Source organism: Streptomyces sp. NPDC048196 (assembly GCF_040652715.1).
Taxonomy (GTDB): Bacteria; Actinomycetota; Actinomycetes; order Streptomycetales; family Streptomycetaceae; genus Streptomyces; species Streptomyces siderophoricus.
The window spans coordinates 1-19,810 of the sequence record NZ_JBEZMM010000041.1; the positions used below are offsets into that span (position 1 = coordinate 1).

A 19,810-nucleotide genomic window follows, 5' to 3' on the forward strand; every position below is an offset into this window, starting at 1 on the left:
CCATTTCCCACCTCCCCCGCACCGTCCCAGGAAAACACCACGAACTGCGGCGGCTTCTGCCCCGGCGCCAACCGCTCCGGCCTGGACGGCTGATGGGGCTGCTTACCGGTGTACGCCGTCGACCCGTCCCCGATCGGCCGGCCCTGCGCCCCCTTCCCCGGCGTGGTCCCGACCTTGTCCGAGGCCGACGAACCGGCGGAGGAGCACCCGGCGACCGACAGCGCCGCCGCCGCCCCTGCGCCGAGCCCGAATATCCGGCGGCGGCTGAATTCACGCATGACGATCCCATCGCATTGGTTCGAAGTTCTGGTAAGTGGCCCCCGGCGAAGTGGGACACCCGAAGAGAGAGGGGGAGTCGGATACGGAGGTTCCGCGGACGCGGGCCGCGCCGCCCGTCCCCCAACGCCCGTGGACGTGTACGACTCTCGCGGCGATCACTAGCGCACCGGTAACGCCCCACTAACAAGCGCTGCCGTGCGGACGGCGAAGCGGTCGGCCCCGGCTTCCGGCCGCTTTTCTCTTTCCACAGCTGTGGACGACGGAGGACGGGAGGCCGGCCCCGACCCGTACCGCACCCGCCCCGGCACCCACCTCCGCGCCCGCCTCCGGACCCGCCCCCGCACCCGCCCCCGCACCCGCGCCGGTCCCCGCCGAAGAAGCCGAGGTTTTCTGTTATCCGGCCAGGGCGGGAGGATCCCCAGGCATGGCACGACCGATCGCATGACCGATGGCACGACCGATCGCATCCGATCGCACGACCGATTGCACAGCGAGGAAGGAAGCCGGAACGTGAACCCACATCCTGGAGCAGCGACTGTGGTGGCCGCGCGTGCTGGGGATCAGCAGGCGCAGGACGAGCTCGTGACCGGCTTCCTGCCGCTGGTCTACAACATCGTGGGCCGCGCCCTTCGCGGCCATGCCGATGTCGACGATGTGGTGCAGGAGGTCATGCTCCGCATGTTGCAGGGGCTCGACGGGCTCCGCGATCCCGACCGGTTCCGCTCCTGGCTGGTGGCCGTGACGATGAACGAGATACGCCGGCATTGGAACCGCAGGCAGGCGGCACCGACCGACACCAGGGTGGACGACGTCGCCGACCTCGCCGATCCGGCCACCGACTTCGTCGATCTGACCATCTTCCGCCTGGGCCTGGCCGGTCAGCGCCGGGAGGTCGCCGAGGCGACCCGGTGGCTGGACGAGAACGACCGGGCACTGCTGTCGCTGTGGTGGCTGGAGGCCGCGGGCGAGCTCACCCGGGAAGAGGTCGCGGTCGCCCTGGAGCTGACCCCGCAGCACACCGCGGTACGGGTGCAGCGGATGAAGACCCAGTTGGAGACGGCCAGGGTCGTGGTGCGTGCGCTGTCGGCGGAGCCGCGCTGCGGGGAACTGCTGGCGATGGTGGCGCACTGGGACGGCGTCCCCTCCGCGCTGTGGCGTAAGCGAATAGCCCGGCACGCGCGGGGCTGCGCGGCGTGTTCGGGGTACTGGATCGGCCTGGTCCCGGCGGAAGGGCTGCTCGTCGGTCTGGGCCTGGTGCCGCCGGCGGCCGGTTTGATCTGGCTGCTGTCCGGCACGCACGGCGCGTCCGTCGTCAACCTCGCCCCCGTCGCCTCCCGGCAGGACATCCCCGGCAACGGCGGCGAACAGGTGGTCAGGGCGGCGGTACGGCGGGGAGCGCACCGCGCGCCCAAGGCGGGCGGCCGGGGCGTCCGCCGGATCCTGCAGGCCCGCCCCCGCGGCGTGAGCGCGGTCGCCGGAGGCGCCGCCGTGACCGCCACCGCCGCCGCGGCCGCCTTGTCCCTCGCCCTCGTGCCCTCCGGCGGCGGCCACGACACCACGAGCGCGGCAGCCGCGCCCCGGCACCTGCCCGCGACGGCATCGGCGAGCTCGCCCACCCCCGAACCCTCGGTCCGCCGTTCCACCAGCACGACCCCCTCGCGTCCCACGGCCGCGCCGAGCCGCAGGTCGGCCCCCGCGGCGAGCCGGGACGAACGGCCCGCCCGCCCGCCGCTGACCCCATCACCGACCCCGACACCCCGGCAGAGCCAGGCAGTTGACCCCGCCCAGCAGGTCCTCGCCGTGATCAACAAGGCGCGGGCCGACCACGGTCTGCCGCCCTACACCCTCGCCTCGGGGCTCACCCGCAGCGCACAGGCCCACAACGGCGTGATGGACGACGGCTGCGGCCTGTCCCACCAGTGCCCCGGTGAAGCGCCGCTGGGGGACCGGGAGACGGCCCAGGGCGTGCACTGGGGAGCGGCCGGCGAAAACATCGGGCGGGCCACAGCGGGGCCGGACCCCCAGGAGATCGCCTCCGCCGCCGTCGGCCTGACCCGGTCCATGCTGAACGAGAAGCCGCCCAACGACGGACACCGCCAGAACATCCTCAGCACGACGTTCCACCACGTCGGCATAGGCGTCCACCGGGACGCCAACGGCACCGTCTGGCTCACCCAGGACTTCTCCGACTGACCCAACCCACGCCCCCGCACCCGGGAGTTCCCCCTCCCGCCCCACTTTCCTGTTATCCACCCCACCCCGAAGGATCTCCTCTAACTGTCAGGTCCCTGACACCCAACTCTCTGGCAGGGCAGGACACCGCACCGCCCTGCCCTGCACTTTGCCTGCGCAAGAAATGAGGACACCCATGAGTCACGGTTCGCACCGGTGGAAGGCGATGAGCGGCAGGTCGCGTGCGCTGATCGCACTGGCCTCAGCAGGTGTGGCCGGCGCCGTCACCGTCGGGGTGTCCTCGGCGGCCACCGGGTCGACCGCCCCCCGGAAGACCGCCGACCCCCGTGCGGCAACCGCCGGGGCGTCGCAGATACCCGGTACGGCGGCCGGAAAGCCGAAACGCTTCGCCACCGGCGCGGTGCCGTCCCGGGAGAACGGCCGGACGGACGCGCTCGGCAAGACCCTGGGGCCCAGGCTGGCGGCGCTCGCGCCCGGCGCCACGGTCGGAGCGAGGCCTTCGGCGACCCGAGCCGTCCTCCCCGCAAGCGTCGACCTGAGCAAGTACGCGCCCGCCCCCGGCAACCAGGGCCAGGTCGGGTCCTGCGCCGCATGGGCCGTCGACTACACGGCCTACGGCGTCCTGGAGCGCGAGCAGAAGATCTCCGGCGGCCCCCAGGCGCCCATGTTCACCTACGCACAGGTCGTCAAGGGCCAGCAGCGGGGGACCTCCTTGGCCGACCACTTCAGGATCGCGATGAAGCAGGGCGTCGACGCCAAGTCCCACTACTGGCAAGGCGACTTCGACTACACCACCCAGCCCACAGCCGGCGAGACGAGCAACGCGACGAAGTGGAAGCTGTCCGGGTACACCCCCCTGCACACCGGAAGCCGGCTGCCGGCCGAGGTGAAGGCGGCGCTCGCCAAGGGCCTGCCGGTCACCGTCGCGATGCCGGTACACAACAGCTTCTTCACCGTCACTCCCCGAGCAGCCGCCTCCTACACCTACTCCCCGACGGCCGGTGACCCCGTGGCAGGCGGCCACGCGATGGCCGTCATCGGCTACAACAGCAAGGGAGTACGGGTGGAGAACTCCTGGGGCTCCGGCTGGGGCGACCACGGATTCATCAACCTGTCCTGGAAGACCCTGACCGCCCAGACATGGGAGGCCAACGCCGTCGGCAAACTCATCAAGCGCTGACACCCACCCCCGCCGACACCCAAGGCCCCGAACACCCAACAAGGCCCCGGCCGTCCACCGACCGGGGCCTTCGCCATGGGAACGCGTGACGGGGATCGAACCCGCGCGGCCCTAGCAGATGCGCTTCCGAACCCAGGCCGCCCCGCCTGCGACGGCGCCGATCATGCCGGCCGGCGCCATGGGGGCGGTGAAGAGAAGCTGGTAGGTCCCGATCACCTGGTCCCCGAAGTAGCCGATCGCGACGGCCAGCACGGCCGCTGCCACCAGAATGACGGGAAGAGCCCTGGTCAGGGCCTGCACGGTCGCTTCGCTCGCGGCGGCGTGGTGGTACTGGAGCGTCCCGCGCACGGCGCGCCGGATCAAGAAGAAGGCGGCGACCACGCAGAGGGGCAGGCCCACCCACATCAACGGGACGCCGGGGTTGGCGAACTCGCGCACCTCCTGGTGCACATGTCCGTCGAGCGTGGTGGCCAGGGACTCGCTGCTGGGGTCGAGGAGGTGGGACCAGGACACGTACCAGAAGGCGAGGGCGGCAAGGGCGGGCAGAGCGGCGCCCTGGGCCGCCGCGACGGCGGTCTCCTTCAGATGCCGGCGCTCCGTCAGCAGACCGCGTTCGTCGGCCCACGAGGTGGCCAGCGCCTTGATGTCGCCGCCGATGTAGTCGGCGACCGACCTGCCGTCCGCGGCGGCGGCAGTCAGGTCCGCGGCCAGCTCCTCGGCCATCTCATCGGCCGCGCCCTGTTCGACGCCGAGGCGGCGCCACGTCTCCGTGGCCTGGTGCGTCGCGTCCTCGACCGTCAGGGTCATGATTCCTCCCGCGCAGGTGCGCCGATGATGCTGTCGATGCTCGTGGCGAATTCGCGCCAGTCGCGGCCCCACGACCGGAGCATCCGCATGCCCGCTTCGCTGGGCATGTAGTAGGTACGGGCGGGCCCCCCGCCCCCGCTGCGGCGTTCGACCGTGACCAACTCGCGTTTGCGCAAGCGCGCCAGCGCCGGGTAGATCGAGCCGTCGGCGACCTCCAGCCCCACCTTGGCGAGCCGGACGGTCATCTCATAGCCGTAGACCGGCGCCTCCGCCATCAGAGCCAGCAGGCACATGTCCAGCACCCCTCGCAGCCACTGGGCGCGGGGGGCGGACGTCTCTTCCATGGCCAGTACCTTACACAGCAAGAGTCATGCACTACAAGATAGTGCGGTGCAAGATAGCGGGAGCCTTCGAATGCGGCCTGGACAACGTCGAGTTCCGCACCGCCGGGTTCCGCACCGTCGGCTCCTGCACCACCGGCGAGCCGGACACCGGGCGGCGCCCGCGGTGCCTGCGGTGCCTGAACCGGTCCGGCCAACACACAAGGCCGAGGTCTCCGACCTGGGCCTCAACTATGGAGCGGAGTGGTGCGGCTGCCACTGGAAGGAAGACGCCTTCGGCGCCTGCGACCTACAGGGGGACGGCTTCGCCGGCGAGGCTGTAACACCCCCGGTGTTACAGGCCTCTGAGCCGGACAGCCCGGACAGCTGGGACACCTGCCAGCGGGTGCAGGTCAGGGCGGGGTTCACGGGCGTCCCGCCGGAGTTCAATGCTCCACGTGACCCCGTAGAAAGCTCGACGCCAAGGCCCCTATTCTGAAATCAAGTTGAACGACATGTGTATGGGCCGGACGTGTCCCAGCGGCCGTTGGGAGGGATGGTGGGGGACTTAAGGTCGACCCTGTTGATTGGGGGACCGCCCGCGGCCGGGAAAACCACGGTCGCCAGGCTGCTCGCGCGTCGTCATGGACTGCGTTGGTACAACGCCGACGCTCACACCTGGGAGCACCGCGACAGGGCTATTGTCGCTGGTCACGCGGCTGCTCTCCGTTTTGAGCAGCTGCCGATCAAAGAGCGCTGGACGGTTCCGATGGCGGACCGGTTGGCGATGTCACTGCACTATGAGCGGGGGCCGATGATCGTAGATGATCTCCTGGACCTGCCGTCCAAACCGCTGACCGTCGCGGAGGGCACCCCCATCACGCCATCAATCGCCCGCTATGGCAGCCGTGCTGTGTGGCTACTTCCCGCGCCAGAGCTGCAGCGGGCTCGGTTGATCGAGCGCGGCTTGCCGAACGGAGTGCGCGAGCTATACGAGCATTTGCGCCGTGCGATCACTGACCAGGTTGAGAGGTACGGCTCTCGCCGACTGATCCTGGATGGCTATCAGAGCGTCGAAGACACGGTTGCTGAGGTTGAGGACCTATTCGCCGACGCATTAGCCGACGGCGACACGGCGACGACGGCCCTGGAGCGGCGGCAACTGCTGCGGTACGCAAATTGTGCCCTCGTCTCACAGTACCTCACGTTTTACACCCGCCCGTGGGCTCAATCACTCGGCGACGTCCGAACCACCGTCTTAGAGTTCGCCTGTGAATGCGCGAGCACGGGATGCGAGGAACAGGTCAAGCTTGCCGTTGCCGACTTTCCCCAGCAGGGCGACGCCACATCCGCGCTGGTGTTGGCCCCGGGACACGTCCCGTTGTAGAGAGGCGACCAATGGTGGTCTCTCGCAGACCACAGAGACAGCGCCCCTGAGGTCCCGCCGGCAGCAGCGACGCGTTCATGTACCTACGGCCCGGCTGTCGCGAACTGCGCGTCATCGATGCCGAGGTCTCGCCGCGCTTCCTGGTGAAGAACATTGAGCGCGTGTATCACTTCCGGTGTCGGCAGCGCGACTGTGCTGAGCTCACGCGCTTGCACAATGACTCGCCATAAGGCGCGATTCACCTCATGTGCCGCCTCGATAGCAGAGGGGTGCGCCAACAAGACCAAGGACTCGAAAGCAAGAGAGCGCTTCCCCTCCGCAGCTTCCATTGTGGCAAGAGCCCGCGTGCAATCCTCAGGGCTCGCCCACGCCTCCTTGGCCGCTCTCTGCGCCTCTTTTACCAGGGCCATGTACTCGATGTACGTTGCCAGCTTCCGTTCGTCCCAACGCGTCTCCAGAGTGCGTCGGTGCCTGGCGCGTTCGGCCGAAGCTGTGGCTAAGTACGAGGTCAGAGCACCGATGAGCACCCCAACAAGGGTGACTATCTGACTGATCACCAGCCAAACATAGCGTCAACCTGCCTCGGCGGGTGGCGAGTACGCATATGAAGGAGCGATCCGATCGCAAGTGAAGCGGGTCGCCCCTTCACATGTTTCGAGGCCGTAGGCGGGTTGGCCGAGCTGCCTAGATCGTGACCGGCTCGCGCGGCTGCCATGTCCAGTGAAGGCGACGGAGCACATCAGCGCGACTGAGAACTATCCCGATGCGGATGGTCCTTTCGGATTCGTCCTGGTAATCCGACGCCGCGGTTTGCTGGGCGGAGTGCTTTCGGTAGATCTCGCCGGGCTTCTCTTGCATCCACCCGTCAGCGCATGCCTCGGCGGCCAGCAGCGGGCCGACATCCTCAAATGCAGGAATGGCAGGCCAGCCACCATGTGCCAACAGCAGTTCTGTGTAGATGGTCGCGGTAGTGCCCATGACCGGCAGGGTGCCCGCGCGCAGGCCCTCGGCGAGGTAGCCGGACGGGAGACGGCCGGGTGGGGGATCGCACGGGCCGGGGACGAGTTGTCCATCGGGGTACAGGTCGACGGCCGGTGCGACCGTCCACCCCAGGTCCGGGTTGGCGGCTAGGGCCTCGATGTCGCGCGCGAGCGTGTGCTCGTCCGGGAACAGGTCATCGGCATCCAGCGTGCGTGTCAGCAACCCTTCGGCGCGAGGCAGAGCAAGGGTACGCGTGCGTGCGGCACCGCCGGCCCGGCTGGCATCTTTGGAGATCCACGGCCGGTCAGGCAACCGATCGAGAGGCCGTCCTGTCTTGCCGTCCTCCTGGACGAGCCACTGGAGAGACCACCCGGTCGGGAGCTGTTGGGCCGCTACGGACTCGTACGTCTCCAGCAAATAGGCGTCTCCGCCGTCGTAGACCGGGGTGATCACGGAAATAGTCGGCATTATGCCCAGCGCTCCAATCGCGTAATGAACCGTAGCTCTGCTCGGTCGGGAACGGGTTGCCAGTGACCTCGACAACTCTGTCGTCGGTGTCATAGGTGATCTTCCGAACTCGGATCATCAGGACCCCTGGCGGGATGTCCTGCTCCTCGACTTCTTCCTCGGACGGTATGTCAGCCGTCACTCGGTCCTCGATCCGGGCAACGCCGATACCGAGGGCGGACAGCTGGTGCTGCGTGCCACCAGGCCAAGGTTCATGGTTCGGATCAAGGGTCTCCGGATTGGGCGACACCACGTCGTATGGAAGCTAGGACACGGCGGTGCTCGCCCCCTCTCCGTGCGAATTGCAGCGCCGGGCTGACTTTCGCAGCACCTTTTGGGCGGAGGTCAGGTCCAACGAGGTCCGCCACGTGTTCTGGCAGGTCCACGATCGCCTACTGAACTGCATCCGCGACCACCTTCGCTACGGAGGTGGTCGTGCTGGGTCCGATATTCCCCAGCTCCGACGCTCATCCTCCGACAACTGCGCCCGTCGTTTTTCGCGGTGGTAGTTGTCGTTGCTGCGTAGGGGGAAGGGCCGAGAGGCCCTGAACCACGTCTTGCCGCCCACCTTGCCGGATGGCAGGCCGCGCTTTTTGAGGGCCTGGACAGGCCGCCTGGGCGTTGCCGCTCACGTCGAAGCGCTCGGCGACCTCGGAGTTGGGAAGGAAGCGATCTCCTGATGTACGTCGCGGGCATCATCGGCGCCATCCCCCGCATGGCAAGACCTTCCTTCTCCGTCTGTTGCTGCTCATCGCCGCCCTGGACCCCCGCACTGAGCTGCATACCTACGACATGAAGGGCACCGGCGGCCTGGGCCCTGTCGGTGACCGCATCTCCCACCGGCACGCCGTCGGTGACGACGACGAAGCGATCGAGTATGCCATCCGCGACTTCCGCGATCTGCGCACCGAGCTGCGGCGACGCACCAAGATGGTCCGCTCCCTGTCGCGCGACATCTGCCCGGAGTTGAAGGTGATGTCCGAGCTGGCCAGCAAGAAAGAACTCGGGCTGCACCCGAGCGTGATCGGGGTGGACGAGTGCCAGGTCTTCTTCGAGTACCCCAAGTACAAGGACGAGTACGAGGAGATCTGCACCGACCTGGTCAAGCGCGGCCCCGCCACGGAGATCGTGCTGCTGCTGGCCACCCAGCGGCCGGACGCCAAGGCGCAGCCCATCGGCATCTCCGCGAACGCCTCGGCGCGGTGGTGGAATGGAAGCTGTCCGGGCTGTCCGCTCGGCAAATGCACAGAGAGGCGAGTGGCTTGCTTGCGCCATCTGTCCGAGGGGAAGCCGCCATGTTCCTGGGAAGTAAACGGTTCGTTCGACGCCTCGTCGCAGAGCGGGGCATCACTTACGTCAAGGATCGGCGTCACGTCTTCGTGCCGGAGAGCGCTGTGGCCGAGTACCTGGCCGCGCATACGTGCCCGTACTGCGACGGGTGCCGCGTAGGAGGGCCGCATAGTGCCCAGGCGGGGGCCTAAAGCTGGAAAGCCATGCGGCGCTTCGGAGCGGTACGGCAGTACCGCTCCGGCCGTTGGACAGCCTCCTATCTCGATCTGACCGGCGGACGGCGACGGTCGCCGGACACCTTTGACACCAAGACAGACGTGAAAGTGTGGCTCCCGCAGATCGAGGCGGATCTCACCGTGGCGACTGGCGTGACACGGACGCCGGTGCCGACAACTTCGAGGCCCACGCGCTGAAGTGGGTCGGTGAACGGGGCCCGGGCTGCTGTTCGTGGGGGAGAAGGACGCGCCCTTCCGCCGCTCCTCCTTCGGGCGGAAGTGGCGCCGGGCCCGTGCGACGGTGAGGATGCCGGAGAACTTCCGCTTCTAGACCTTCGTCACACTGGCACACGCTGGTCACCCTGTCCGGCGCCACGGTGAAGGAAAACGATGGTGCGGACTGGGCAGTCGGCCGAGAAGGCCGCGCTGATCTATCAACACTCCGACCTTGAGAGGCAGCGGGAGGTGGCGGGCGAGCTGGGCGAGATGGTTTGAGTTGCTCGCAAGAAGGGCTCTGACCGGCCGAATGTGGGGCAGGTGGTGCAGAGGCGGTGCGCGGTGTCTGAATCAGTCTGGACAACACAGTGGCCCAGCTTGAGGGTTGTACCTCTGAGCTAGGCCTGAGTTCTTGGAGCGGGTGACGGGAATCGAACCCGCGCTCTGAGCTTGGGAATCAACCGGGCTTGGGTTGATCACTCGGCTCCAGCCCGGGGAAACGCTGGTCTCGCAGTCGTCCGCTGGTGTCCCGTCGCGCCCCTCGTGACCGGTGTCGACCGGACTCAAGGGCACGGAGGGGGCACGGCCGATCGCGACGCTTTTGGTGGAGTGCTTCGGGCTGCCGACCGTTGTGGGATTTGGACGTGAGAAGGGAGGGCGCTTCGCCATCGAAGGTGCGTTGCGGCCGTTGTCACGCCGGAATGTTCATGAGTGGCCATGCGCAGGCCCTCTGATGCGTTGATGGAGCTCAGCCGCAGCCGGGGCGGCAGCCGCAGGCTTCGGTTCGATCGCCGGCGGAGGGCACTCGCGGTGGACGGGCGCCGCGGGCGGGGACGTTTCGCCGTCGCGCGACGTGGGGAGAAGGCTCATACCGAACCAAACGGGCTGCCCATCCCTCCTCGGGGGTGCGCAGCCCGCCGTGTTGTGGTGCTCCTGCGGCCTGTGGCCGCGGCTGTGCTGTGTGGTGCCCCGGACAGGGATCACCGGGCCTGTGCTCTTCCCCACGCAGGGATGTGTCAGGACCCGGGCGGCCCCCCCACCGAAGGGGTCCACATGAATTCCCTAGTTCAGTCGCCGGGGCAGGAACTGCTGAGCACGGCTCCCCTCCTCGGCCAGGCGCAGCCGGCCGCCGCGGCGGGAGAGGTGAACCGGACGGCGGCGCCGGTGCGCATCTTCCTGGCGGTCACGTCCATCCCCGTCGGCACCAACCCGGTCGGGCTGGCGTTCATCCCCAACGGTGACCTCTACGTCACCAACTCCGGGTCGAATAACGTGCAGACCATCGACACCGCCACGGACACCGTCATCGGCGCCGCGATCCCGACCGGCACCACGCCGGTCTGGCTGACCGTCGCCCCCAACGGCAACGCCTACGTCCCCAACAACGTCTCCAACACCGTGACGGTGATCGACACCGCCTCCAGCACCGTCCTCACCACGATCTCCCTCAGCGGCGGCCCCGCCGCGGCGGCGGTCATCCCCAGCGGAAACGTCTACGTAAGCCGCTTCACGGCGAACAGCGTGCAGGAGATCGACACCACCACCAACACCACTGTCGGCGCCGCGATCCCCACCGGCAGCGGCCCGGTCGGCATCGCGGTCGCCCCCAACGGCAAGGCCTACGTCGCCAACCGGAACGCGAACACCGTGACGGTGATCGACACCGCCACCAGCACGGTCCTCACCACGATTCCCGTCGGCTCCCAGCCGAACTTCGTGGCGATCGCGCCCAACGGCAACGCCTACGTCGCCAACATCGGGTCCAACAACGTGACGGTGATCAACACCGTCTCGGACACCGTCGTGGGCGCCCCGATCCCGGTCGGCACCAACCCCTGGGGCATCACGGCCGGTGCCGACGGCAACGTCTACACGGCCAACCGGGGGTCGAACGACGTCACGGTGATCGACTCCGCCACCAACATGGTCGTCGGCGCCCCGATCCCCGTCGGCAACCAGCCGATCGCCCTGGTGGTCGCCCCCAACAACAAGGTCTACGTCACCAACATCGCCGGGGCCAGTGTCAGCGTCATCCAGTTCGACCCGACGATCAGCAGCATCACCCCCAACCAAGGGCCCATCGCGGGCGGCACGCCGGTGACGATCACCGGCACCAACCTGACCGGGGCGAGCGTCACCATCGGCGGCAATCCCGCCACCGGCGTGATGGTCAACTCCACCGGTACGCAGATCACGGCCATCACTCCGCCCGGTGCGGCCGGTCCCGCGGACGTCACCGTCATCACTCCTGGTGGCAGCGCCACTCTGGTGGGCGGCTTCACCTACATCCTCCCCGTCCACGCCACCTCGCTGACCGCGACCCCGGCGCTGGCGAAGCTGTTCCCGCCGCACGTGTACTTCCCGTTCCTGACGGCCACGCTGACCGACCAGGTCACCGGCCTTCCGGTGCCCAACCAGCCGATCCTCTTCAAGGCCGGCAGCAACGTCCTGGGCATCGCCAACACCGACGCCCAGGGCATCGCCCGGGTGAACGAGACGCTCACCCTGACGCTGATCCTCCTGAACGGCGGCTACGAGGTCAGCTTCGCCGGCGCGGTCACCCCGACGGCCATCCTGTCCCCGTCCAGCGCCAGCGCACCGGTCATCGAACCCTGACCTCCGGCCGGTCACCGGAACGGCTCCGCCGCCCTTCCGTGCGCTCCGGAACAGGAGCGCACGGAAGGGCCTTATGGCCTGTCCAGCGGATCATTGACGGTCGAGCGGGCACCCCACCCGGAACATTCCTCCGTGCCTGCTGACGCACGGCAGGTGCGGATCTGGTGCGGAGCGCCTGTACTGGTCCGGCCAACAAACAAGGCCCAGGTCTCCGACCTGGGCCTCAACTATGGAGCGGGTGACGGGAATCGAACCCGCGCTCTGAGCTTGGGAAGCTCATGTTCTACCATTAAACTACACCCGCGTTATTCCGCCTCGTGCGCGAGCGGAACATCGTCGCACACTCTACCCCATCGCCGCCCCGCGGTGCATTTGGCATGTCCGGGTGGGGTCGGGCGGGGTGAGGAGAGGGGTCGGCGCGCGGGTGCGCGGCCCGCGGGATGCGGGTGTGCGGGGCGGGAGTTGGGGCGTACGGTGGGGGCTCGGAGTGCCGCGTGTGGTGGCGCCCAGTTCATCCCCTAATGTGGCTTTTGTTGTCCACGCAGTTGGGAGAGGGACTTGATGGAGCGCACCGTCGTACGTTGTGCCGAGGGCCACGTGTTCAGCACCGCTTCGTTCCCGATGCAGACCACCGACCGGCTCGGTCCCGGACGGCTGTTGCGCTGCCCGCGCTGTGCTCGGCTGCGGCATGCGGTGCCCGTCGAGCACGCGAAGCGGTAGTGATCAACCCGTAGCAGCGGGAGCGATCGATCCGCAGCGGCGAGAGCGATCAGCCCGTAGGAGCGGGAGTGATCGCATCGCGGCGGCGAGAGCGATCAGCCCGTAGCAGCGGGAGTGATCGATCCCATGGCAGCGACGGCGAGCAACCCGTAGCAGCGGTGGTGATCGATCCGTAGCGGTAGTGATCTGCGTCGTCGGGCGCGAGTGGATTGATCGTCCGAGGGTGGTGGGCCCGGTCCCTGGTGGGGCCGGGCCCTCGTCGTGCGGTGGGGGTGGTGCGGGCGCGTATCCTCGTCTGCGTGCTTCTCTCAGACAAGGACATCCGGGCCGAGATCGATGCCGGCCGGGTGCGCATCGACCCCTATGACGAGTCGATGGTGCAGCCGTCCAGTATCGACGTGCGTCTCGATCGCTACTTCCGGGTGTTCGAGAACCACCGCTACCCGCACATCGACCCCGCCGTCGAGCAGTCCGACCTGACCCGTGAGGTGGTTCCGGAGGGGGACGAGGCGTTCATCCTGCACCCGGGTGAGTTCGTGCTCGCCTCGACGTACGAGGTCATCACGCTGCCCGACGACCTCGCCTCGCGGCTGGAGGGCAAGAGCTCGCTCGGGCGGCTCGGGCTGCTGACGCATTCCACCGCCGGGTTCATCGACCCGGGGTTCAGCGGACACGTGACGCTGGAGCTGAGCAACGTGGCCACGCTGCCGATCAAGCTGTGGCCCGGCATGAAGATCGGGCAGCTGTGCATGTTCCGGCTGACCTCGCCGGCCGAGCACCCGTACGGCAGCGAGCGGTACGGCTCGCGCTACCAGGGGCAGCGCGGCCCGACGCCGTCCCGGTCGTTCCGGAATTTCCACCGTTCGAAGGTGTGAGGCCGTCCGCGGCGGGGGGCGCCGCGGGTCGGGCCGAGGTCGTTGCCCGTGGACCAGGTCGTAGGTCGAAACAGAGAAGGTCTGAGAGAGATTCGTGAGTGACGTACGGGAGAACCTGACGTACGAGCGGTTCGGCGGGGCGGTCCGCGAGCTGGCGCAGACGATCGCGGACGACGGGTACGAGCCGGACATCGTGTTGTCGATCGCCCGGGGCGGCGTGTTCGTCGCGGGCGGTCTGGCGTACGCGCTGGACTGCAAGAACATCCACCTGGTGAACGTGGAGTTCTACACCGGCGTGGGCACCACCCTGGAGATGCCGGTCATGCTGGCGCCGGTCCCGAACGCGATCGACTTCTCGGAGAAGAAGGTGCTGATCGCCGACGACGTGGCCGACACGGGCAAGACGCTGAAGCTGGTGCGCGACTTCTGCCTGGAGACCGTGGCCGAGGTGCGCAGCGCCGTGATCTACGAGAAGTCGCACTCCCTGGTGAAGTGCGAGTACGTCTGGAAGCGCACGGACGACTGGATCAACTTCCCGTGGAGCGTCGAACCGCCGGTGGTCCGGCGGGAGGGGCAGATCCTCGACGCGTGACCCCGTAAGTTCCGCATAGCTCAATAACGCAATAACGCAAGGGAGTTGGCTTCGGCCGACTCCCTTTTGCGTTGTGTGCGGTGGGTGAGGGCGTGCGGTCCTGTGCGTCCTGGGTGCGTCTTTCGGCCAATGGCGTTGTCGGTGTTCCGCCGGGGCTTACTTGCGAGTACAACCCGCGGTAACAGCAGACCGGAGGGGAGGCCGCAGGGTGCGTACGAGAGGTGTGAGACGGGCGGGGCACGGGTGGCGCGGGGTCGGTGGCTTACGGGGTGCGGTGGTGGGCTCGGCCGCGGTGCTGGGGGTGGTGTTCTCCCTGGCGGCGGGTGGCGGGGCGAGTGCCGCCACCGGGGCCGCGGGCGGAAGCGGGCGGGCGACGATCACGGCCACCACACCGCTGCCGCCCGAGCTGGAGAAGGTCCGGGCGCAGGAGGCGGTCAAGCTCTACGGGGACCCGGCCGAGCGGCCGCTCGCCGAGCGCAAGACCTCGCTGATCTCGCTCGGCGACAGCGAGATCTCCGGCGAGGGCGTCGGGACGTACGAGCCGGGGACCGACGGGCCCACCAACTGGTGCCACCGGTCACCGGACGCGGCGATCCACCGGACCGGCATCGCGGCCGACGTCACGTACAACGTCGCGTGCTCGGGCGCGTACAGCGGGAACATCGTCATCGGCGGCAGCAAGCAGTACGCCGATGAGCTGGTGCAGAGCGACAGCCTGGCGATCGCGGCCCGCAACACCCGGCTGAAGATGGTGCTCCTGGTGGCCGGCGCCAATGACGACCTGCAGTTCGGGCCGGTGATGACGGACTGCGTGGAGCACTGGTTCCTGTTCCAGGGCACCTGCGAGCCGAAGTACCGGCCGGGGTGGCAGGCGCGGGTCGACGCGCTGGTGCCGAAGATCGAGCGGACGCTGAACGACCTGCGGACCGTGATGCGCAACGCGGGGTACGCGGACGGCGATTACCGGCTCGTGGTGATGTCGTACCCGAGCCCCATCGGGCCGGACGTGGAGGACAACCCGCACTTCCCCGGGAAGCTGCCGGGCGGCTGCACGGGCTACACCTCCGACGCCGGCTGGGGCCGCAACACCGCCGTACCGGCCTTCGAACGCGGCGTCCGGAAGATCGCGCAGGACACCGGCGTCACCTACCTCGACGCCTCGCGGCTCTTCCACGGCCACGAGGTGTGCATGGAGGACACCTGGGCGCGCGGGCTGTACGTGAACCTCACCAACCCCTTCCCGCCCGACTCCAATTCGGTGCGGCAGTCCTTCCACCCCAACGCGCGCGGGCATGCGGCGTTCGCCTCCTGCCTGACCCAGCTGTACGCGGCGCCGGGACTGCGTGAGGCGTCCTGCGCGGACCCGGCGAGCACCGGGCGGCCGAAGCTGTACCCGGGCGCCTGGGACGACGCGTACCGGCCGCTGCGGAACACCGCCACCGGCAGCTGTGTGGACGCGACCGGCGGCGCCAGCAGCAACGGCACGGTGGTCGGCGGCTGGGACTGCAACGGCCAGCGCCACCAGGACTGGTGGTACGACGGCGACCAGCGGTCGGTGCACGTCGGACTGACCCAGGACCGGTGCCTGGACGTCCCGGGCGGACGGTACGAGCCGGGGGCCGGGCTGGTGCTGTGGAACTGCTCGGGCGCGGCCAACCAGCAGTTCGCCCGGCCGGCGGACGGCACGGTCCGGCCGGCCGCCGCGCAGTCGCTCTGCCTGACGCTGGACGGCCCGAAGGAGCCGTTGCGGCTGCGGGCGTGTGACGGGTCGACGGGGCAGCGGTTCGCGTAACGGCCGCTGCCGGTAGGCCGATCACGGGCGGCGGCCCGTACGGCGAAGGGCCCGTCCCGGAGCGGAGTGCTCCGGGACGGGCCCTTGCCGTGTGGCCGGGTCGGTCCGGGCCGTGGCCTACAGCGTGCCGAGCTTGAGCAGCGCCAGCAGCGCGACCAGCTGGATCGCGGAGGCGCCGAGCGCCTTCGGCCACGGCAGGTCGTGCGACTTGCTGACCATGGAGGTCAGGAGGTAGCCGGTGGCGAGCCAGGTCAGCCAGCCCAGGACCTGGACGAGCGCGGAATCGCCGCCGAGGAACATCGCGAACAGCAGCCGGGGCGCGTCCGTGATCGTCATGATCAGCATGGCCAGGCCGATGGTCGGCTGCCAGGCACCGTCGCCGCCGAGCTGACGGGCCAGGGTGTGGGTGACCGCGCCCAGGATCAGACTGCCCACGATGAACATCACGGCGGTGATCAGCACCCAGGGGATGCTGTTGGAGAGCGTGGCGTTCAGCACGTCCTCACGGGCCTTGTCGAAGCCGAAGACCGCGAGCAGGCCGTAGACGAACGTGACGGTCAGGGCCGGGCCCCACACCTGGTGGTCCCGCATCTGCCAGAACGTCGGGTCGGGACGCAGCACGATGCCGGACAGCAGCTGCTTCCAGTGCAGCCGGGGGCCGGCCGGCGGGGCGGAGGACTGACCGGCGCGGTACGTGCCGCCGGCGGCGTACTCACCGTCGGCCGGGCCGTTGCCGTACTGATCGGGGTACCCGCCGTACGCGTCCGGGGCCTCGCCGATGCTGAACTGCCGGGTGCTGCCGGGGTTGTTGTCGCCGCCGTACGGTGCGTAGCCGGCGCCGCCGGCATCGCCGAAGTACTCGGGCTCGCCGTACTGCTGCGGCTGCCCCTGCGGTCCGCCGCCGTACTGCTGCCACTGCCCGTGCGGTGGCGGCGCGGCCTGCTGACCGTACGGCCCCTGCTGCCCGTACGGCGCCTGCTGCGCCTGCCCCTGGTGCCCCTGCTGTCCGTTCTGCGCGGGGCGGGCATCCCGTCCGCGACCCATCCTGAATCCAGCCACGCCTTCGAAAGTACCTGGTCCCCGGGGGCGGGGTGGCCGAGTGGGGAGATGGGGGTGCGTTTGGGGCTGAGCTGTGACAGTCCGCTGCGCTTGGCTGTCGGCCCACGTACCCGTCTGTCCCGCCGTGCTGGTTGCTCGCCGTTGCGCGCTTTGCGGCGCCCCGCACGTACTTGTCTGTCCCGCCGCGGGGCTTGCTCGCCGTTGCGCCTGGCGGCGGGCGTGGTGTTTTTGGGTGCGGTGACAGCCCTCCGGACGTCGTCCTCCGGTCTGTCCCCTCCCGTGGGTGGGGGAAAAGGTGAGTGGGGGTGCGCGTGATTTCTCACGTGCACCCCCACTCGGGGTTTTCTTGGGTCTTCAGGTGTGGGCTACTTCACCGGCTCGGGCTCCGGCTCGTTCGCCGTTTCCGGCTCGTCCGTCGGGTCGGTGGGGGTCTTGACGGAGTCCAGCAGGAGCTGGGCGACGTCGACGACCTGGATGGATTCCTTCGCCTTGCCGTCGTTCTTCTTGCCGTTGACCGAGTCGGTGAGCATGACCAGGCAGAAGGGGCAGGCGGTGGAGACGATGTCGGGGTTGAGGGAGAGGGCTTCGTCGACGCGTTCGTTGTTGATGCGCTTGCCGATGCGCTCTTCCATCCACATGCGGGCACCGCCGGCGCCACAGCAGAAGCCGCGCTCCTTGTGGCGGTGCATCTCCTCGTTCCGCAGGCCCGGCACCTTGGCGATGATCTCGCGCGGCGGGGTGTAGACCTTGTTGTGGCGGCCCAGGTAGCAGGGGTCGTGGTAGGTGATCAGGCCCTCGACCGGGGTGACGGGGATGAGCTTGCCCTCGTCGATGAGGTGCTGCAGCAGCTGCGTGTGGTGGATGACCTCGAACTCGCCGCCCAGCTGGGGGTACTCGTTCGCGATGGTGTTGAAGCAGTGCGGGCAGGTCGCGACGATCTTCTTCTTGGACTTCGGCTTCTTCGTCGACTCGTCCTCCGAGTCCTCGCCGAAGGCCATGTTCAGCATCTCGACGTTCTGCTGACCGAGCTGCTGGAAGAGGAACTCGTTGCCGAGGCGGCGGGCCGAGTCACCGGTGCACGCCTCGTCGCCACCCATGATCGCGAACTTCACGCCCGCGATGTGGAGGAGCTCGGCGAAGGCCTTGGTGGTCTTCTTGGCGCGGTCCTCAAGGGCTCCGGCGCAGCCGACCCAGTACAGGTAGTCGACCTCGGTGAGGTCCTCGATGTCCTTGCCGACGACCGGGACCTCGAAGTCGACCTCCTTGGTCCAGGCGAGCCGCTGCTTCTTGGCCAGGCCCCAGGGGTTGCCCTTCTTCTCCAGGTTCTTGAGCATGGTGCCGGCTTCGGAGGGGAAGCTGGACTCGATCATGACCTGGTAGCGGCGCATGTCGACGATGTGGTCGACGTGCTCGATGTCGACCGGGCACTGCTCGACGCAGGCACCGCAGGTGGTGCAGGACCACAGCACGTCCGGGTCGATGACGCCGTTCTCCTCCAGCGTCCCGATCAGCGGGCGCTCGGCCTCGGCCAGCGCCGACGCGGGCACGTCCTTGAGCTGCTCCTCGGTGGCCTGCTCGGTGCCCTCCGTGTCCTTGCCGCCGCCGGCGAGCAGGTAGGGGGCCTTGGCGTGCGAGTGGTCGCGCAGCGCCATGATCAGCAGCTTGGGGGAGAGCGGCTTGCCGGTGTTCCACGCGGGGCACTGCGACTGGCAGCGGCCGCACTCGGTGCAGGTGGAGAAGTCCAGCAGGCCCTTCCAGGAGAAGTGCTCGATCTGGGAGACGCCGAACTGGTCGTCCTCGCCCGGGTCCTCGAAGTCGATCGGCTTGCCCGCCGAGGTCATCGGCTGCAGCGCGCCCAGGGCGACGTCGCCGTCGGCCTCGCGCTTGAACCAGATGTTGGGGAAGGCGAGGAAGCGGTGCCAGGCCACACCCATGTCGGTCTTCAGGGCGACCGTGATCATCCAGATGAAGGAGGTCGCGATCTTCAGACCGGCGAAGAAGTAGGTCACGTTCTGGAGCGTGCCGACGTCCATGCCCTTGAGCCAGGCGACCACCGGGTACGAGATGAAGAACGACGCCTCGTAGGTGTCCACGTGGTGCTGGGCGCCCTCCAGGGCGTGCAGCATGAAGATGCAGACGCCGACGATGAGGATGACGGCCTCGACGAAGTACGCCTGGCCGAAGTTGGAGCCGGCGAAGCGGGACTTGCGGCCCGGCTTGTTCGGCTTGCTCAGCTGGCGGATCACGATCAGGGCGAGGATGCCGAGCGTCGTCATGGTGCCGAGGAACTCGACGAAGACGTTGTACGGCGTCCAGTCGCCGATGACCGGCAGGAGCCAGTCGGCCTTGAAGAGCTGGCCGATGGCGTTGACGATCGTCAGCAGCAGCGAGAAGAAGCCCACCGCCACGAACCAGTGCGCGACACCGACGATGCCCCAGCGGTTCATACGGGTGTGGCCGAGGAATTCCTTGACCACGGTGACCGTTCGCTGCACGGGGGCATCGGTGCGGGTGCCGGCGGGTACGGGCTGGCCGAGCCGCATCTGGCGGTAGATCTGCAGGATGGCGCGGCCGAACAGCGCGACACCGATCGCGATGAGGACCAGCGACACGATGATCGCGGCGAGTTGCATGAGGGGCTCCTCGGACCTGCGAGAGCGGAAGACGGAGGGCTCAGAGGGCCTGAGCGCCGGGACTACTAAGCAGTAACTTTTTTGATCTGACGCTGAGGTTACCCATTCTCCCCGGTGCCATGAAGGCGCCCGGCCGGTGATCTGTGTC

Annotated in this window: 15 protein-coding genes, 1 tRNA gene and 2 pseudogenes; 9 read left to right on the plus strand and 9 right to left on the minus strand. The window is 68.5% G+C overall.

The window, feature by feature from the left end; all coding sequences use genetic code 11:
* Window positions 1-278 (minus strand): annotated as a pseudogene (locus tag AB0E02_RS29635) (hypothetical protein); the annotation flags it as partial.
* A 511-nt stretch (window positions 279-789) separates the two neighbouring features.
* Between AB0E02_RS29635 and AB0E02_RS29640 the strand changes: the two are divergent.
* Entirely contained in the window at window positions 790-2,472 is a 1,683-nt protein-coding gene (locus AB0E02_RS29640; protein WP_362144689.1) for a sigma-70 family RNA polymerase sigma factor, read from the plus strand.
* A gap of 175 nt (window positions 2,473-2,647) precedes the next feature.
* Window positions 2,648-3,652 (plus strand): C1 family peptidase, encoded by a 1,005-nt coding sequence (locus tag AB0E02_RS29645; RefSeq protein ID WP_362144691.1) that lies wholly within the window; start codon window positions 2,648-2,650, stop codon window positions 3,650-3,652.
* Between the two features lie 111 nt (window positions 3,653-3,763).
* Here AB0E02_RS29645 and AB0E02_RS29650 read toward each other — a convergent pair whose 3' ends face one another.
* Both AB0E02_RS29650 and AB0E02_RS29655 read right to left on the minus strand, forming a co-directional pair.
* Window positions 3,764-4,459, minus strand: a complete 696-nt coding sequence (locus AB0E02_RS29650) for a hypothetical protein (RefSeq protein WP_362144694.1) — start codon at window positions 4,457-4,459, stop codon at window positions 3,764-3,766.
* Entirely contained in the window at window positions 4,456-4,803 is a 348-nt protein-coding gene (locus AB0E02_RS29655) for a PadR family transcriptional regulator (RefSeq protein WP_362144697.1), read from the minus strand. The genes AB0E02_RS29650 and AB0E02_RS29655 overlap by 4 nt, the downstream gene beginning before the upstream one ends.
* A 559-nt stretch (window positions 4,804-5,362) precedes the next feature.
* Here AB0E02_RS29655 and AB0E02_RS29660 point away from each other — a divergent pair.
* On the plus strand, window positions 5,363-6,166 hold the full coding sequence (locus AB0E02_RS29660) for a hypothetical protein (RefSeq protein ID WP_362144700.1): 804 nt from the start codon (window positions 5,363-5,365) through the stop codon (window positions 6,164-6,166).
* Window positions 6,167-6,249: 83 nt separating this feature from the next.
* Here the strand turns inward: AB0E02_RS29660 and AB0E02_RS29665 are convergent, their stop codons facing one another.
* The 3 genes from AB0E02_RS29665 to AB0E02_RS29675 form a co-directional block, all read right to left on the minus strand.
* Complete coding sequence (locus AB0E02_RS29665) at window positions 6,250-6,723, minus strand: hypothetical protein (RefSeq protein WP_362144702.1); 474 nt, start codon at window positions 6,721-6,723, stop codon at window positions 6,250-6,252.
* 127 nt (window positions 6,724-6,850) lie between these two features.
* Complete coding sequence (locus AB0E02_RS29670; RefSeq protein WP_362144837.1) at window positions 6,851-7,564, minus strand: GltA; 714 nt, start codon at window positions 7,562-7,564, stop codon at window positions 6,851-6,853.
* Window positions 7,452-7,907: a UTRA domain-containing protein gene (locus AB0E02_RS29675; protein WP_362144705.1), complete on the minus strand. Its 456-nt coding sequence runs from the start codon at window positions 7,905-7,907 to the stop codon at window positions 7,452-7,454. The genes AB0E02_RS29670 and AB0E02_RS29675 overlap by 113 nt, the downstream gene beginning before the upstream one ends.
* 423 nt (window positions 7,908-8,330) lie before the next feature.
* Between AB0E02_RS29675 and AB0E02_RS29680 the strand changes: the two are divergent.
* From AB0E02_RS29680 to AB0E02_RS29690, 3 genes and pseudogenes are all read left to right on the plus strand, one after another.
* Window positions 8,331-8,860, plus strand: a pseudogene (locus AB0E02_RS29680) (cell division protein FtsK); the annotation flags it as partial.
* An 89-nt stretch (window positions 8,861-8,949) separates the two neighbouring features.
* Window positions 8,950-9,135: an excisionase family DNA-binding protein gene (locus tag AB0E02_RS29685; RefSeq protein ID WP_362144708.1), complete on the plus strand. Its 186-nt coding sequence runs from the start codon at window positions 8,950-8,952 to the stop codon at window positions 9,133-9,135.
* Between the two features lie 1,293 nt (window positions 9,136-10,428).
* Window positions 10,429-11,991, plus strand: coding sequence for an IPT/TIG domain-containing protein (locus AB0E02_RS29690; RefSeq protein ID WP_362144711.1), 1,563 nt, complete (start codon window positions 10,429-10,431; stop codon window positions 11,989-11,991).
* Between the two features lie 230 nt (window positions 11,992-12,221).
* Here the strand turns inward: AB0E02_RS29690 and AB0E02_RS29695 are convergent.
* Window positions 12,222-12,295: transfer RNA gene (locus AB0E02_RS29695), tRNA-Gly, on the minus strand.
* A 715-nt stretch (window positions 12,296-13,010) separates the two neighbouring features.
* Between AB0E02_RS29695 and dcd the strand changes: the two genes are divergently transcribed.
* The 3 genes from dcd to AB0E02_RS29710 all read left to right on the plus strand — a co-directional run bounded on the left by dcd (window position 13,011) and on the right by AB0E02_RS29710 (window position 15,970).
* Entirely contained in the window at window positions 13,011-13,586 is a 576-nt protein-coding gene (dcd, locus tag AB0E02_RS29700; protein ID WP_030809865.1) for a dCTP deaminase, read from the plus strand.
* Between the two features lie 94 nt (window positions 13,587-13,680).
* Window positions 13,681-14,178, plus strand: coding sequence for a phosphoribosyltransferase (locus tag AB0E02_RS29705; protein WP_078872318.1), 498 nt, complete (start codon window positions 13,681-13,683; stop codon window positions 14,176-14,178).
* Window positions 14,179-14,452: 274 nt separating this feature from the next.
* The gene (locus tag AB0E02_RS29710) at window positions 14,453-15,970 is read left to right on the plus strand and encodes a ricin-type beta-trefoil lectin domain protein (RefSeq protein ID WP_362144715.1); all 1,518 of its coding nucleotides are present in this window, start codon (window positions 14,453-14,455) and stop codon (window positions 15,968-15,970) included.
* A gap of 117 nt (window positions 15,971-16,087) precedes the next feature.
* On the opposite strand, the gene AB0E02_RS29715 is transcribed toward AB0E02_RS29710, so the two are convergent.
* The gene (locus AB0E02_RS29715; RefSeq protein WP_362144840.1) at window positions 16,088-17,014 is read right to left on the minus strand and encodes a Yip1 family protein; all 927 of its coding nucleotides are present in this window, start codon (window positions 17,012-17,014) and stop codon (window positions 16,088-16,090) included.
* 380 nt (window positions 17,015-17,394) lie between these two features.
* Window positions 17,395-19,662, minus strand: a complete 2,268-nt coding sequence (locus tag AB0E02_RS29720) for a (Fe-S)-binding protein (protein ID WP_362144718.1) — start codon at window positions 19,660-19,662, stop codon at window positions 17,395-17,397.
* Window positions 19,663-19,810: the final 148 nt, after the last annotated feature.